This is a genomic window from Bradyrhizobium sp. LB13.1 (assembly GCF_054056815.1).
The window spans coordinates 4,832,630-4,848,163 of record NZ_JBSRYQ010000001.1 but is presented as its reverse complement, the minus strand read 5'-3'; the positions used below and the strand labels follow the sequence as shown (position 1 = coordinate 4,848,163).

The following is a 15,534-nucleotide window of genomic DNA, read 5'->3' as shown; positions in this document are numbered from 1 at the left end:
ATCGCAGTCGGCCGGATTAGGGCACCGAAGGGCTGCCAGTGGGCACAGTCTTCGTCCCGCTCAGTGCCGGCGGGGGTGTCTTAAGAGTCTTTACCCCGGTCGTCGTATCCGTTGCCGGGACGGTATGGTCCTCGCCCTGGAACACGCTGCCTTGACCTGGGACTTCGTCGCCCGGACGACCCGGATTGTTGGCGCCGTTCAGGAATGGTTGGCTCGTCGTGGTCGAAAGTCCGCCCGCAGCCACGGCGGTAAACAGATGGTCCGCTGCATAGCTCGGGCAGGCCCCTGCAAGCAGGGATGCGCCTGCGGCCAGGATCGTGAGTTTCCTCATCATCATCAACTCCTCTTCTGAATTGAGGTGCGCCAACGCGCAGCGAACTCGTCAGCTGCGCTGTTGGCCAAGTGTGAATACGGTTGATCTCCTGCGGTTCCTATATCTTACGGGATAGCGCTCAATGTCCGATGACGAATGAATTAGTTTCTGACAAGCACGTCAGAATCGGCCCTTGGGCTGCAAATCCGCCTCGCACTCCCCGGCCTCCGGCGTACTCCCACCGATCGAGAATGGCGGAAATAGCATGGCGTTTTGCCAGACCGAGAAGCTGGGCGCGGCGACTGAACATGAATGGATCAGTATCGACGAGAAGCGTGCCGGCCGCCGTTCGCCAAGGTGCGCGAAGGCCGTTAAGATAGAGGCAATGATCACCGAAGAGGTGTCCGCTCGGCGCTTAACGAATGAGCCGATCGCAAAGATCGGCGCCTCTTTGAAGGGAAAGATCGACCGCGTCTATCTCTATGCACTCGCGGACGTAGAGGCGAACAGATACGCTTTCCAGATAAGCTAGTCTCTGCAGACTGCCGGTATCGATGCTCGCATGAAGCTTGCTGGAACACAGGATGTTCAGTTCCCAAGTAGCTTTGGCACGGCAGTGTCAACTACGGGTGTTGCTATCGTCGAACAAGATAGTCAGCACAATGTAGTAGATCTCGTTGTCGGCGCTTTCCGAGATGCCGGGGTTCTTATCAGTGGGAAGTGGAGCGAGAAGATGCTTCCTGGCATAACGAACGGGAGATGGGTCGAAGGTGGTAAATTTGGCAGTCCCGCCATCTTCGTTGGGCTCGAGCCGGCACCATTCTCTGGAAGATCATTTGTTCCGAAGCCGCTTCCCTGAAGCATTGCGCTACTGGTAGCTAGAAAACTGACAGCCCCTCAGGATGACGGGGCATTGTTTGCGGTGAACGTCGGAGCATTTGGGAGCGCTGCCACGGACACGCCGGACGCCATGATGACACCGTGCTTCTGTTTTGCCAGATGTGTCGAACGCCGCCGCAGCGAGGCTACGATTGCCGGTCGAGCCTATCGTCTGATGCCGACCAGACGCGGGCGGCGGTTTGCGAGCGGGTTTTCGGCCGGCAGGGCGCGCAGCCATTCGCGGAAGCTGACGATCTCAGGGCAATCCGCCGTGCCTTCAGGCGCGATCAGCCAATCGCCCAAGCCGGATCCCGCATCGACCCGGTCGCAGCGATAGCCCGGATGGCGGCTGAGACCCCGGGCGATCAGCAGGTCGACCTTGCCCTCGACCAATTCGTGCAGGCCGGCGGGCTGGAGCACCCGCAAACCGATCTCCGCATGCGCGCCGCGAAACTCCGCCAATTCGAGGCGGCGCAGGTCGAAGCTGCCATGAACGCCCAACTGCAGCAGTACCGCACCCGCCGGTTTCAATTGCGAGGTCGCCTCCGCGATGTGGCGAAAGCCTTCGGAGACCCCGGGCAAATAGGCCTGACCGGCCGCGGTGAGGATGAGCTGCTTATGCAGCCGCTCGAACAGCTGCACGCCGAGGCGCGCCTCCAGCGCTTTCACCTGCTGCCCCACGGCGGCGGGCGTCACGTGCAGCTCGTGCGCGGCCAGCTTGAAGCTGAGATGGCGGGCAGCGGCTTCGAAGGCGCGGAGCGCGTTGAGGGGTGGAAGGGTGTAGGTCATCGTGCTCCACTTTGACACTGATGGGCCGCGGCCTTGCAATAGATTTTCTTGCGTTGAACCGCAGCAACAATGCTTTGCGCCACGGCAATGTCGCCGCATAGGGTCGGCCCGCAATCCGGAGAAACCCTATGCCGCCAGTTCACGTCGTCAGCCATAATCCCGCAACGGTCCATGCTCCCGCCGGTGGTTACAGCTTGGGAGTTGAATTGACGCAGCACCGCCGCCTCTTGTTCATCAGCGGCCAGGTGCCTGAGAGAACCGACGGCACCGTGCCCGATGGTTTCGAGGCGCAATGCGAGCAGGCCTGGCGCAACGTGATGGAGGTGCTCGCCGCCGCAGGCCTTGGCGTCGAGCATCTGGTGAAGCTGACCACGTTTCTGACCGACCGCAATCAGGTCGTGACCAACCGCACCATTCGTTGCGCGGTGCTCGGGGAACACCAGCCCGCGCTGACGGTCGTGATCGTCGAGACCGTCGACAGCAAATGGCTGCTGGAGATCGAGGCGATCGCCGCGGAATGAAACCGGCTTCGCGAATGAACCAATCATATCGGGCGTCCAATGGCTGAAAACATGCATCCCTTCTACGAGACGTATCGGAGCGCTATGGAAGCGGCCATGCGCCAGCGGCTCGACCTTGCCGATGCGATGTTGCGCGAGCGCGCGCATCTCACCGAGATCGACGGGATCAGGCAGGAGGTGATGGACGAATTCGAGATCGTGCTCACACAGATGCCCTATGTCGGCGGCGCGGCCAGTCGCATGAGCGATTTCTTCATGCGCCTGATGGGCTTCATGGCCATCAGTCGGGTACTGCGGCGGCACGGCGTGCCGCTGCCTGTGATCGGCGAGATCGAGCGGGAAACCTACAGGGCGCAATTGCTGACCGTATCAGAAGCGGAACGTCTCGCCTCGGGGCGTCAATTCATGTCGCCGGAGAACCAGGCTTTGCTGCGCGAGCAGGCGGCCACCAGCATGACTGACAGCCATCAGAACGAGTTTCCGGAAGATTTCGCCTACGATTTCGTCGAGCCGGGTCCAAAAGACAATTTCGAGTTCGGGATCAACTACAAGGCCTGCGGCTTCTGCAAATTCGCGGCGCGCCATGGCGACAAGGACATTCTGCCGAACATCTGCGGACTCGATTTCGTCGCCTACGCAGCGCGAGGCATCCGGCTGGAAAGGACACAGACGTTAGCGGGCGGTGCGAGCCACTGCAATTTCCGGTTCTCGCAGCTCGCGCTGGAAGAGAAGTCGGACAGTTAAGCCGCGTTCTCATGCTCGGCGATCGAGGGGAGGCTGGATTGCCCTGCTGTCACATCGTCATTGCGAGCGTAGCGAAGCAATCCAGAATCTTTCCGTGGCGGCAGTCTGGATTGCTTCGCTGCGCTCGCAATGACGGAACTTGAGCGTGACTCTGAGTCCACCGACGCCAAGCGCCACAATGACATCGTGCGCCTGTTTTGCCCGACGAGTCAAACGTCGGCGCGGTCGCAATCACGCAATTGCGAATATTGTAAGCGGCTGAACTTCCTCACAGTTTCTACTGTGCATGGGGTTGTTTTCGCGCTTTTTGTTTTGATGGCTGTCTACTCCGCCGCCTTTTCCCTCAGCCGCTGCGCGTAGACGTTGATGATCAGGGCCAAGAGCAGGATCAGGCCGCGGATCAGGATCTTCAAAAAGCTGTCGATGTTGACGTGGTCGAGGCCGTTGTTGAGCACGCCAAGCACGAACAGCCCGACGATGGTGTTGCCGATGCCGCCGCGGCCGCCGAACAGGCTGGTGCCGCCGACGACGACGGCGGCGATGGAGTCGAGCAGGTAAGTGTCGAATTCGTTCTGCTGCGCGCTGCCGAAATGGGCGACACCGAGCATGCCGCCGATGCCGGAGCAGACCGCCGAGATCACCATCACCGCGCCGAGAATGAGCTTGACGTTGAGGCCGGCATATTCGGCGGCCTCGCGATTTCCCCCGACCATGTAGACGTAGCGGCCGAAGCGCGTGTAGGTCAGCACCAGATGGCCGCCGAGCAGCATGATCGCGGCGACGATGACGATCCAGGGAATGCCGCCGATCGATCCGGAGCCGAGCGTGGTGATCACGTCAGGCACCTTGTAGGCGATCTGGCCGCGCACCAGCAGCGCGGAGATGCCGGCCGCGATCTGCATCATCGCCAAAGTCATGATGAAGGAGGGGATGCCGATCACGGTCAGGCCCAGCGCATTGACGAGGCCGAGAGCCGCGCAGAGCAGAATGGCCAGCAGGATCGCCGCAGCGCCGGGGAGGGGAATGTTGGGAATGTTGACGTAGGATTCTTGAACCGTGAAGTAGGCGACCGCGATGCCGGTGACGTTGGCGATGCTGGCGATCGAGAGGTCGATCTCCGCGCAGAGGATCACGAAGGTGAGGCCGACGGCGATGACGCCCGTGACCGACACCTGCGTCAGGATGTTGCCGAGATTGTCCAGCGTCGCGAAGGAGGGGCTGGCGAGGGCGAAGAACCCGGACAGGAAAATCAGCGTCAGGAACGGTGCGATGTTGCGCATCTGCGAGCGCAGGAAGGGCGCTAACCCGCGCGCCCGTTGCCTCGCCGCCGGTGCCGTCTCACTGCTCGCCATGGTGCTTCTCCGTCACGCCGCTTCCAGCAGGCGGTCCTTGCTGACCGGCTCGTTCCTGAATTCCCGCACCAATGCGCCGCGCTTGAGCACGAGGATGCGGTCGGCCAGCGACAGCACCGTTTCCGGCTCGGTCGACAGCACGATGATCGCGAGCCCTTTGGCGCGGAGGTCGCGGACGATGTTGATGACGTCGTTCTTGGCGCCGACATCCATGCCGCGGGTCGGCTCGCACAGCACCAGCAGTTTTGGCGGATAGGTCAGCCATTTCGCCAGCGCGACCTTCTGCTGGTTGCCGCCGGAGAGCATGCCGAGATCGAGGCCGACCACCGGCGGCCTGATCTGCAGTTGCTCGACCTGACGCTGGGCGATATCGCGCTCCTGCGCCGGCTTGAGCAGCAGCGCCGAGATGCGATCGAGAATGCTGATCGAGATGTTCTTGTAGACCGGCTCCTGGTGGAACAGCATCGCGCGCCGGCTCTCCGGCACCAGCGCCACGCCCGCGCGCCGCGCCGCTGCCGTGCTGGCGAAGGTCTTGGGCTTGCCCTCGACGGCGAGCGTGCCGGCATCCGGCTTCAGCTTGCCGAACAATATGCGCGACAGCTCCTGCTGGCCGCAGCCCATGAAGCCGTAGATTCCCAGCACTTCGCCGGCACGCGCCTCGAAGGAGATGTCCTTCAAGCTGCGGGCCAGCGACAGCTGATCGACCTTCAGGACCACCGAGCTGTCGCTCGGCCGCGGCAGCATCAGATCGTCGCTATAGCTGTGCTCGAGCGCTTCACCGCCGCGGCCGATCATGGCCTCGATCAGCGCGCCCTTGCTGGTCGCAGCGCTTGCCGTCTCCGCGACCTTTCGCCCGTTGCGGAACACGGTCACCGTGTCGGACACGCGCAAGATGTCCTCGATGAAATGCGAGATGAAGACGATTGCCGTGCCTTTCCGCGCGTAGGCGCCGCAGCGTTGCGAACAGCCGTTCGACCTCGGGCGGGGAAAGAGCGGAGGTCGGCTCGTCCAGGATGACGATGCGCGCGCCGGAAAACAGTACGCGCGCGATCTCGATCAATTGCTGAAGCCCGATCGGGAGGTCGCCGAGCCTGCTCATCGGATCGACGTCGATGCCGAAGCGGGCGAGCTGCTCGCCGGCCTCGCGCGCCATCCGTCGCCATTGTACCAGGCCGAGCCGGTTGGTCGGCTGGTTGCCCAAAAACACGTTCTCGGCGACCGTGAGGTCGGGGGCGACAGATAGCTCCTGGTGCACCATGGCGATGCCGGCGGAGTGCGCATCGCGGGCCGAGCGGAAATGCGTCTCCTGTCCGTCGATCAGGAAGCGGCCGGAGAATTCAGTGTGCACGCCGGCGATGATCTTCATCAGCGTGCTTTTTCCCGCGCCGTTCTCGCCGACGAGACCATGGATCTCGCCGGGTGAGAGCGCAAAATCGACACCACGAAGCGCTTCGACGCCGCCGAAGCTCTTCGTGATGCCCTGCAATTCCAGGATGGGCTGATGTCCCTCAGGCATGGAGGGTCAGATCAGGAAGTGATCCTCCATCCACTGCATGCCGGGTGCGTTGGCCTTGGTCACGACCGGACCGTCGGTGACGACGTTCTTGGGAATGCCCTGTCCGCTCTTCTCCCCGCCGACCACGGCGGAGACGCCCGCGACGATCGCGCCGCCATGGATGCGGCAGGACGGATTGCGCACGGTGGCGAACATGCGGCCTTCGCTGACCGCCTGGATCGCTGGCGGCATCGCATCGACGCCGCCGATCAGGATATTGGTGCGGCCCCGCGCTTTCATGATATTGGCGGCGGCAAGCGCCATGTCGTCATTGTGGAAGAACGCTGCGTCGATCTGCGGGTACTTGGTCAGATAGGTTTCCCAGAGACGTGCGGTCTTGGAGACGTCCCAATCTGCGGGCTGAGTATCCAGCACCTCGATGCCAGGGAATTGCTTCACGACATTGTTGAAGCCTTTGGCACGGCCCTGCGCGCCGGTATGGCCGAGCGCGCCCTGCGTCATGATGATCTTGCCCTTGCCGCCCATGGCGTTGCACAGCGCCTGCGTCACGGACGCGCCCATGAACTCGTTGTCGGGGGCGAGGAAAGAGTGGACGTTGATCTGGTCGAGAGGGGCAATCAGCGTGTCCATGTCGATCACGGGCGTGCCGGCGTCGATCATCTTCTGCACGGGCTGGGTGAGGGTGCCGATGCCAAAAGCCTGGATGGCGACGAAATCCCACTTCTGCGAGGCCATGTTGTCGATCGCCGCGCGCTGCTTCACCGCATCGAGCTGACCGTCGAACCAGGTGACCTCGACGTTGAACAGCTTGCCCCAGAACTCCGCGGCCTGCTTGCCCTGCGCGCACCAGGTCGCCTGGAGGCCCGCATTGGAGAACGCCGCCTTCAGCGGCTTCTCGCTTCGTCCGACTTCGGCTGCAAGGGCGGGGTTTATGCCCATGCCGCCAAGGATGGCAGCCCCGGCGCCGGCGGTTGCCGCCGCTTGAAGAAGATCGCGCCTCGTCGTCGAGAAATCTTTCGTCCCGGACATCGCTCGCTCCCATATTTTATCGTCGGCGCGTCATTGATTGCGCGACCGATACGGAAAGTGTCTCACAAGAGTTGATGCCACTCAATCTGCAATCACGCGAGATCGCCGCAACCGGTGTTGGTGCAGCGCAAGCGTCAGGCCTGAACGGCGGCAAATGCGTCGATCTCGATGAGCAGTCGGTCCCAGGCCTGCGCGATATCCGGCGACCACTCATCGCCGAGCAACCTGCGCAGCGTATCCCTGATCACGGCAAAGAAGGCGATGAACAGCTCGCGCGGCGTGCCGTAGCCATCGTGCGAGGCGACCTCGCACGCGATCAGCCGGAAATGCCCACGACGATCACCGGCGAAGTCGAGAATCGCCTCGATCGTGAGCGCGAGCATCGATCCCATCACGAGCTCGCTGCCTTGCGTGCGGAACATCGCCCGCGTTTCGGGATGCTCTTCGAACAGACGTTGATAGACGAGCGGCGTGAGATCCGCGCAGCGCAAGGCCGCGAGTTCAAAGCCCCGTTCGATCGGATTGGGAGAATTATTCACCGGCGCCGTGGCCATGCAGACAAAAAAAGAGCGGGGCCCTAGCCCCGCTCGAAAATTGTGTCGACCCTATTATCCCCGATTCTAAGATTTGATCTTGATTGGCGGGGCGACGCTGCGTTTTGCGCGTCAGGGGCTCCTCCCGAGACTTGGACCACCAGACTTCGACCTCACGGCCAGCCTGAGCAAGAGGGATGCTAGATCAACTTTTCTCACTTGTCATCATTTTCGGCAACGAATGTTCAAAATTCGAGCAATTAACGAAATGATCAGGCTTCCGGTCTTGTAAGCATATGACAAATATAAGAAATCTGTGGAGGGGCAGGGTTGCGGGACTGCCTCGAATGCCGCAGATCCCCTCTCGTGGGGCGGCCCGACCACAGTTCTCCAGAAATTTGCGCTGAACCAAGAAGGCCGCGGAACCGGCCTCGACTCGGCTCTCCGCGCGGTGTTTAGTTGGTAGACGAACGAATGGTTCGGCGGATGCGCGCACGGTTGCAAAAATTCTTACCCCTGGTCCTGCTCGCTTTGGCGATGCAGGTGCTGGCGCCGATCGCCGCCTGTTTGGCGGCCGGCCAGGCCGTGGCCAATCCGCTTTCTGCAGCCGTCATCTGCCACAGCCCGAGCGAGCAGGGCGGCCTGAGCGACCAGAACGGTGCACCGGCCGCGCATGGTGGCGCCTGCGCGCTGTGTTGTCTGGCGCAGGTGGGCGCGTCACCCGATTCGCCGCCGCACGCCGCGCTCTCCATTCCCTTCCGCCACGCCGAGCGCGTGGTGTGGCACGTGGCGGATGTATCCGCCGTCGCCGTCTATAGGGACTCAAACGCCCAGGCACGCGCGCCGCCTCAGTTTTCCCTGACGACCCAAGGTAACGCCGCGGCCCGTCCGCTGGCGATTGATGTTGTCATTGGCCGGCGATAGCTGCCGGCGTCAGGAATGCCCCATGTTACGTTGTTATGCCCGCCGTGGCGTGAGCCTCGTTGCCGTTCAGGCTGCGCTGCTTGCGTCGTCGAGCGGAGTCTTTGCCCAAAACAGCAATACCGTGCTTCCCGCGGTGACCGTTGAGGCGCCGCAGGCCGCCCGGCCCAAACCAGCGGTAACCCGGCCATCACGACTACGCTCCGCTTCGGCGGGCCGCGCGGCGAGGCCTGTTGCGGCGAACGCGAACGTCAGCGCACCGACCCAAAGCAGGACAGTGACTGCTGGTGCAGCCCGAGATGGTCTCAATCAGGCGCCTGCCGGACAGACCGCGACGACCATCGATCGCAGCCAGTTCGACAATCGCCCGTCGTTTTCGGTCAGCGACGTCTTGCGGGATAGTCCGGGCATCTCGATCAAGCAGGGGAATGGCCCCCGCGATTTCGGCATCTCGATTCGCGGCTCCAACGCCCGGAACGGCTTTGGCATCCGCAATCTCGTGATCTTCGACGACGGTTTTCCGGTGACGCAGCCGGACGGCCTGTCGCGGAGCGACCTGATCGATCCCCATGCCTATGGTGCGATCGACGTGATCCGCGGCCCTTCGTCGGCGCTCTACGGCAATTATGCGACCGGCGGCGCGCTCAATTTTCGAACGCGGCGGGGCGGCACGATCGACGGCGTCGAATATGGCGTCGACGGCGGCAGCTACGGTTATCGCAACAACTACCTGGCAGCCGGCAAGAAGGTCGGGAATTTCGAGGGCTCGCTGTTTGCAAGCGACACGCGGGGCGACGGCTACATCGGCAATAGCTGGTTCAACACGCAGACCGTCAATTTCCTCGGAACGCTGAAGGCGACGCCGGACGATCGCTTCACGGTCAAGATCATCAACAACGACCTCAGCGCGCGGCTGCCAATCCGACAGTCGCTGAACCAGTACTATCAAAATCCCTTCCAGCAAGGCTGCGCGACCGGCGCCGCGGCCGCGGCCGGATGCGGTACGGTCACGCTGAACAACAACGGCTTCAACGCGACCGCCGGAACCGACAAGGAGACGGCCGTGCAGGCCGGGCTCGGCCGCAACGACCGCCGCACCATCGTCGGCGGCCGGTGGGAGCACGATTTTGACAACACCACGACCTGGCGCAACCAGTTCGTGTTCGACGACAGGAACATCAGTCAGCCCACCGGCACGACCAGCGCGATCGGCGACTTCCCGTCGTATAATTACATGAGCGATCTCACCAAGCGGGGCGAAATTCTCGGCCTGGAGTCGACCGCGTTCTTTGGCGCTTTCTACAACACCCTGACGGCGTCGAGCGACACCCGAAGCGTGATGCCGGGGGGCAATGCCACGCTTGGCAGGATCACGAACAATCTCTACAGCGAAACGTCGAACTACGGCGTGCGCGCGCGAGAGGAGCTGAGGCTGACACCATCGCTGCTCGCCGTTGCCGGCATCGGCTGGGAGCAAACCGTCCTGAAGGGCATAAACACGGCCTACAGCTACACTGGTCCGACAGGCGTCCTGGATCCTCTGAAGATTACGGCCGCGGACAGGCAGTTCCAGAATACGTCGCCCGAGCTGGCGTTGCTTTATACAGTCAACAGCGAATGGCTGCTCCGGGGACGGGTCGCGACGGGGTACGGCACTCCGCAGGTTTCGAACCTGTTCGTTTTGGCGAGCGGGCTGTCGGGCAACAATACCCAACTCCAGACCCAGAAGAACCTGGGCTACGATCTCGGTTTCGACTGGACACCGAGCAACACGCTCAAGGTCAGCGCGACTGGGTTCTACGAATTTTTCCGCGACGAACTTGTATCGCAGGCAACTCCAGCCAATTCAGCCAACACAAGCTATACATTCAACGCGCCGCGCTCCGAACATCGCGGCATCGAGCTCGCCGCCGACTGGAAGTTCTATCCGGGCTGGCGGTTCATGGCGGCGTACACCTATCTCGACGAGGTCTACACCGAGTATGTGGAGAACATCACCAATGTCGCGGTGTTCAGCTTCAACCGGGCAGGCAACAAGATCCCCGGAATCTCGCCTAACGAGCTGACGGCCAGGATCGGCTACGACGAATTCGCGGGGCCACTGACGGGGCTGGGAGGTTTTGTCGAAGTCCAGTGGAAGGACTCCTTCTACATGGACAATGCAAATCTGCTGAAAGCGCCAGGTTATGAGCTGGTCAATGTGAACGTCCACTACAAGACGGATCTGGTGTCGGATACCTTCAGATCCCTCAACCTGTTTCTCGAAGTCAGGAACGTGTTCGATCGCACCTACGTTGCGTCGGCAAACAACATCGCCAACACGGTGACCGGGGCCGGCCTTCAAAATCCTGCGAGCGTGCTCGCAAACACAACGGGATCGATCTATGCGGGCTCGCCGCGCACGTTCGTTGCAGGTATGAAGGTGGCGTTTAGATGATCCGGGCTCTTGAAGGGAGTAGGGCCATGATCCGAAGTGGCCTCCTCGGCATAGTCGCCCTTGCGTTCTTGCAAGGTACGGCGCTCGCGCAGATGCATACTCAGCATGCCTCGGAAGCGGCCTGTGAGGAGCCCACGTTGCGTTGCGCAACCAAGGCGACGCCTGCATTCGGCCCGGACGGAACGCTGTGGCTCGCCTGGATGGCGGGCGGGCAGGTTTCGGTTGCGAGTTCGCAGGATGCAGGGCGGAGTTTTTCGCCGCCCACCCAGGTCACGACGACGCGGCTCAACCTCGACTGGGGGCCGGATGCCCGGCCGAAGATCGTGGTCGATCGCAAGGGCGGCATCGCCCTCGCATTCTCGATCTTCAGGGACGAGGCATTCAACGGTCAGGTGCTCTACACGCGCTCGGCCGATGGCGGGAGGAGCTTTGCGGAGCTGAAGCCGATCACCGCAAACAACGAGAGCCAGCGTTTTGAGGCGCTGGCGCTCGATCAGGATGGCACTGTCTTCGCGGCCTGGCTCGACAAGCGCAATCGCGTCCCGGCGAAGGAGGCGGGACGGAAGTACGAGGGCGCAGGGCTGTTCTTTGCGTCGTCGCGCGATGGCGGCGCCACCTACGCAGAGGCCAGTCTCGCGCGTGACAACACCTGCGAATGCTGCCGATTGGGGTTGACGTTCGCAGCACCGGGGCGGCCGGTCGTGATCTTCAGAAACATCTTCGAGGGCGGCGTGCGCGATCATGCGGTCATGACCTTCACCGACGTCTCGACGCCAGGTGAAATCCATCGGGTCAGCAATGACGACTGGCAGATCAATGCTTGCCCGCATCACGGGCCGAGCCTCACGGTTGCACCGAACGGGACCTATCACGTCGCCTGGTACACCAACGGGAAGGTGCGAAAGGGATTGTTCTACGCCCACTCGCGCGACGAAGGCCGCACGTTCTCTGCGCCCTTGGCGCTGGGGCGGCCTGATCGCAGTCCGACGCGCCCGTTCGTGCTTGCGGGCCCGGCGGGAACGGTGATGGTCTGGAAAGAGTTCGATGGCGAGAAGACCTCGGTGCAGATGACGATCTCGCACGACGATGGCGAGACGTGGTCGGCACCGAGAACGATATCGAGCACCACCGACACCTCCGACCACCCCTTGCTCGTTTCCAACGGCCGGCAGACCTACCTGTCATGGATGACGAAGGCGGATGGCTATCGGATTGCAGCAATCGAGGACCAGCCATGAGACGTCGATTTGCCGGCCTGCTGGGCCTGGGTCTCCTGATCGCCTCAGCGTCTGCGCCAGGGGCAGCCCCGGCTCTGAAACCGTTCGAGCGCGGCGCGTGGCAAAGCGTGCTGAGGGGCCATGCGGGTCGCCCGACGCTCGTGCATTTCTGGGGCGTAACCTGCGGGCCCTGCAAGGTCGAGCTGCCGCTGCTCGGGCAGTTTGCGAAGGATCATCCCGGGATCGACGTCGTCACGATCAGCGCGGATCTCGTGCCGAACTTGCCGGCGGCGACGCAATCGATGCTCGACAGAGCGGGGCTGTCCTCGACCGAAAATTTCATCTTCAATGACGGCTTTGTCGAACGTTTGCGGTTCGAGATCGACCCCGGCTGGCAGGGCGACATTCCCCGGACAATGCTCATATCTCGCGATGGAGCCATTACGACGGTCGAAGGCTCGGCCGAGATAGCCGACCTCGAAAAATGGTCGGCGCAACAACTCTCCACACACTGAAAGTCAATCTGCAAACGGGAAGACCGATATGAAGACCATGTTGAAAGATGTGCTGTTCGCGGCGTTCGCTCTCGCGCTCTGCGCGGCGCCAGCGGTGGCCGACGACGTCAAGGCGGGCGATCTCGTCATCTCGCAGGCGTGGAGCCGGGCGACACCGGGCGGCGCCAAGGTCGCCGGCGGTTATCTGACCATCGAGAACAAGGGCATGACCGCCGACAAGCTGGTCAGCATTTCCGCCGATATCGCGGGGAAGGCTGAGGTTCATGAAATGGCGATGGATAACGGCGTGATGAAGATGCGCCTGCTCGACAAGGGCCTCGTGATTGATCCCGGCAAGACGGTGAAGTTCGCCCCCGGCGGCTACCACCTCATGCTTCAGGAGCTGAAGGGCCCCTTCAAGCAGGGCGACAAGGTGCCGGTGACGCTTCAGTTCGAGAAGGCCGGCAAAGTTGCCGTCTCCCTCGAGGTCCAGGGCGTCGGCGCCCAGGCGCCCGGCGATAGCGGGCAGATGATGAAGAAAATGCCTGATCATTCGGGAATGAAGATGTGACGAGCATGATCCGGACCTTCGGGAGACCGAACATGTCGACGCGAATCTGGCTGATTTTTCTGAGCGCATTTGCGGCAACGCCGGCGACCGCGCACGTCTTCCTCGAAGCCAAGCAGGCGACTGTGGGGGGATCGTACAAAGCCGTCTTCGCCGTGCCGCACGGTTGCGCGGGCTCGCCGACGGTGAAGATCCGGGTGCAGATCCCCGAGGGCGTGATCGCGGTGAAGCCGATGCCGAAGGCCGGCTGGAACGTCGATGTCGTCGAGGGCAAATATGCCGGCGAATACGACTATCACGGCACCAAGCTCTCCTCCGGCGTCAAGGAGGTGACTTGGTCCGGCGGCAAGCTGCCGGACAAGAACTATGACGAGTTCGTCATGCACACGGCCCTGACCGACACGCTCAAGCCGAACACGATTCTGTACTTCCCCGTCGTCCAGGAATGCGAGACCGGCGTCAGCCGCTGGATCGAGATTCCAGCGGAGGGAGCGGGGCATTCGCGCGAGGGCAAGTCACCGGCGCCGGGCGTAAAACTCCTGCCAAAACCCTGATGCGCCTGCTCGCCGCGCTGCTCCTCTTTGTCGGCTTCGCGACCGGCGCCTCGGCGCACGCGGCCCTCGTCGCGGTCGAGCCGCCGAGCGGCAGCATGCTCGCGAGCGCGCCGAAGACGGTGGAGCTGCGCTTCAACGAGGCGGTGACGCCGGGCGCGATCCAACTGATCGACGGCGCGGGCAGGGCGCGGGGTGATGTGCGCGTCAGCGCATCGGGCGAGACGATCTCGATTGCGATGCCGGCGGACCTGCCGCAGGGCACGGCGGTCGTCAGCTATCGCGTGATCTCGCAGGATGGCCATCCCGTCGCGGGATCGGTGATCTTCTCGATCGGCCGGCCGACGGGGACGCAACCTCCGGCAAACGCGGATAGCGGATTGAACGTGCTGATCTGGCTGACGCGGGTCGGTCTCTATCTTGGCCTGTTCGTCGGCGCCGGCGGCGTGTTCTTTGCGCGCTGCGTTGCGTGGTCGATGACCGGCATGGCCGTGCCGCGCATAGCGCTCGCGATCGGCCTTCCGAGCGCGGTTGCGTCCCTTGGTGCGCTGGGTCTCGATCTTCTTGGGCTGCCGCTGGCGGCTCTCGCGACGATTGCTCCCTGGAAAGTCGCATTTGAGACTAGCGCCGGCCCCGCGCTGCTTGTTGCCATCGCTGCGATGCTGTTCGCGTTAATGGCGCTGCGCGGTACGGGGTATGCACGCGCTCTTGCTCTCATCGCCTTCGTCGGCGTCGGTCTGTCGCTCGCCATGACCGGGCACGCTGCTACGGCACCGCCCGAGGCGCTCACGCGGCCTGCTATCTTCCTGCATGGCCTCGCCGTTGCCTTTTGGATTGGCGCGCTGGTCCCGCTCGCTGCACTTGTGTCGAAGTCGCCAGCCGCGGCATTGCCTGTCGTGAACCGCTTTTCCCACATCGCCGTCCCGGTCGTTGGCGTTCTCGCATTGACCGGCCTCGCGCTCGCCTTCGTCCAGCTTGAAAAGCTGTCTGCATTGGTCGAGACCCGCTACGGCCTGATCCTCTCGATCAAGCTGGCGCTGGTCGTGGTGCTGCTGGCGCTTGCCGCGCTCAACCGCTTTCGCCTGACCCCGGCGCTCCCCGGGGATCACAAGGCCGCGCCAGCCCTCAAGCGCTCGATCCTGTTCGAATGCGCCATCACGCTCGGCATCTTTGCCGTCGTCGCGGGCTGGCGCTTCACGCCGCCGCCGCGGACGATCGTTCCGGAGACGCCGCTCGCCATCCACATTCACACCGACAAGGCGATGTTCCAAGTCCTGGTCTCGCCGGGTAAGGCCGGGCTCGACGATTTCGTGCTCCAGCTCATGACCGGCGACGCGACGCCGCTGACCGCCAAGGAAGCGACGCTGACCCTGAGCCTGCCTGAACGGGGCATCGAGCCGATGGAGCGGAACGCTTCGCTAGGACCCGATGGCTACTGGCACGTGCGCAAAGTCGAGCTTCCCTTTGCCGGCCGCTGGCATATGCGGATCGACGCGCTGGTGACCGATTTCGAGATGATCACGCTGGAGGACGAACTCGAGGTGGGGGCGCCCTGAATCCGGCTCTTCGGCAGCTCAGGCTGAACCTCAAGTCGACGGAAAAATGACAGGAATTCCGTTGCCTTAGCGGCTTTTCCTCATTCATGGTCTTGTGTTTTGGCTCTCAATTCC

At 62.7% G+C, this 15,534-nt stretch carries 13 protein-coding genes and 2 pseudogenes; 10 read left to right on the top strand and 5 right to left on the bottom strand.

All coding sequences use genetic code 11. From position 1 onward, the window contains the following. The first annotated feature begins 578 nt into the window (after positions 1-578). A complete protein-coding gene (locus ACVWYI_RS23115; protein ID WP_456663300.1) occupies positions 579-845 on the top strand; it encodes a hypothetical protein in 267 nt (88 codons plus the stop codon). A 512-nt stretch (positions 846-1,357) separates the two neighbouring features. Here ACVWYI_RS23115 and ACVWYI_RS23110 read toward each other — a convergent pair. Next, complete coding sequence (locus tag ACVWYI_RS23110) at positions 1,358-1,981, bottom strand: LysR family transcriptional regulator (RefSeq protein WP_456663299.1); 624 nt, start codon at positions 1,979-1,981, stop codon at positions 1,358-1,360. A gap of 128 nt (positions 1,982-2,109) precedes the next feature. Between ACVWYI_RS23110 and ACVWYI_RS23105 the strand changes: the two genes are divergently transcribed. Both ACVWYI_RS23105 and ACVWYI_RS23100 read left to right on the top strand, forming a co-directional pair. Beyond that, complete coding sequence (locus ACVWYI_RS23105) at positions 2,110-2,502, top strand: RidA family protein (RefSeq protein WP_456663298.1); 393 nt, start codon at positions 2,110-2,112, stop codon at positions 2,500-2,502. A gap of 39 nt (positions 2,503-2,541) precedes the next feature. Next, positions 2,542-3,246: an L-2-amino-thiazoline-4-carboxylic acid hydrolase gene (locus tag ACVWYI_RS23100; protein ID WP_456663297.1), complete on the top strand. Its 705-nt coding sequence runs from the start codon at positions 2,542-2,544 to the stop codon at positions 3,244-3,246. A gap of 323 nt (positions 3,247-3,569) precedes the next feature. Here ACVWYI_RS23100 and ACVWYI_RS23095 read toward each other — a convergent pair whose 3' ends face one another. The 4 genes and pseudogenes from ACVWYI_RS23095 to ACVWYI_RS23080 form a co-directional block, all read right to left on the bottom strand. Next, complete coding sequence (locus tag ACVWYI_RS23095; protein ID WP_354049571.1) at positions 3,570-4,598, bottom strand: ABC transporter permease; 1,029 nt, start codon at positions 4,596-4,598, stop codon at positions 3,570-3,572. Between the two features lie 12 nt (positions 4,599-4,610). Next, positions 4,611-6,114: pseudogene (locus ACVWYI_RS23090) on the bottom strand (sugar ABC transporter ATP-binding protein). Positions 6,115-6,120: 6 nt separating this feature from the next. After that, a complete protein-coding gene (locus tag ACVWYI_RS23085) occupies positions 6,121-7,143 on the bottom strand; it encodes a sugar ABC transporter substrate-binding protein (RefSeq protein WP_247349284.1) in 1,023 nt (340 codons plus the stop codon). A gap of 134 nt (positions 7,144-7,277) precedes the next feature. After that, positions 7,278-7,682, bottom strand: coding sequence for a globin (locus ACVWYI_RS23080; protein ID WP_456663296.1), 405 nt, complete (start codon positions 7,680-7,682; stop codon positions 7,278-7,280). Between the two features lie 480 nt (positions 7,683-8,162). Here ACVWYI_RS23080 and ACVWYI_RS23075 point away from each other — a divergent pair. The 7 genes and pseudogenes from ACVWYI_RS23075 to ACVWYI_RS23045 all read left to right on the top strand — a co-directional run. Beyond that, positions 8,163-8,534 (top strand): annotated as a pseudogene (locus ACVWYI_RS23075) (DUF2946 domain-containing protein); the annotation flags it as partial. Positions 8,535-8,622: 88 nt separating this feature from the next. Beyond that, complete coding sequence (locus ACVWYI_RS23070) at positions 8,623-11,034, top strand: TonB-dependent receptor domain-containing protein (RefSeq protein WP_456663295.1); 2,412 nt, start codon at positions 8,623-8,625, stop codon at positions 11,032-11,034. Positions 11,035-11,060: 26 nt separating this feature from the next. Beyond that, positions 11,061-12,272 carry a sialidase family protein gene (locus ACVWYI_RS23065; protein ID WP_456663294.1) on the top strand — a complete coding sequence of 404 codons (1,212 nt, stop codon included), beginning with the start codon at positions 11,061-11,063 and terminating at the stop codon, positions 12,270-12,272. Next, complete coding sequence (locus ACVWYI_RS23060; protein ID WP_456663293.1) at positions 12,269-12,766, top strand: TlpA family protein disulfide reductase; 498 nt, start codon at positions 12,269-12,271, stop codon at positions 12,764-12,766. The genes ACVWYI_RS23065 and ACVWYI_RS23060 overlap by 4 nt, the downstream gene beginning before the upstream one ends. Before the next feature lie 28 nt (positions 12,767-12,794). Continuing rightward, positions 12,795-13,316 (top strand): copper chaperone PCu(A)C, encoded by a 522-nt coding sequence (locus ACVWYI_RS23055; protein WP_456663292.1) that lies wholly within the window; start codon positions 12,795-12,797, stop codon positions 13,314-13,316. A 32-nt stretch (positions 13,317-13,348) separates the two neighbouring features. Continuing rightward, on the top strand, positions 13,349-13,867 hold the full coding sequence (locus tag ACVWYI_RS23050) for a YcnI family copper-binding membrane protein (protein ID WP_247447356.1): 519 nt from the start codon (positions 13,349-13,351) through the stop codon (positions 13,865-13,867). Beyond that, positions 13,867-15,420, top strand: coding sequence for a copper resistance CopC/CopD family protein (locus ACVWYI_RS23045; protein WP_354104810.1), 1,554 nt, complete (start codon positions 13,867-13,869; stop codon positions 15,418-15,420). The genes ACVWYI_RS23050 and ACVWYI_RS23045 overlap by 1 nt, the downstream gene beginning before the upstream one ends. Positions 15,421-15,534: the final 114 nt, after the last annotated feature.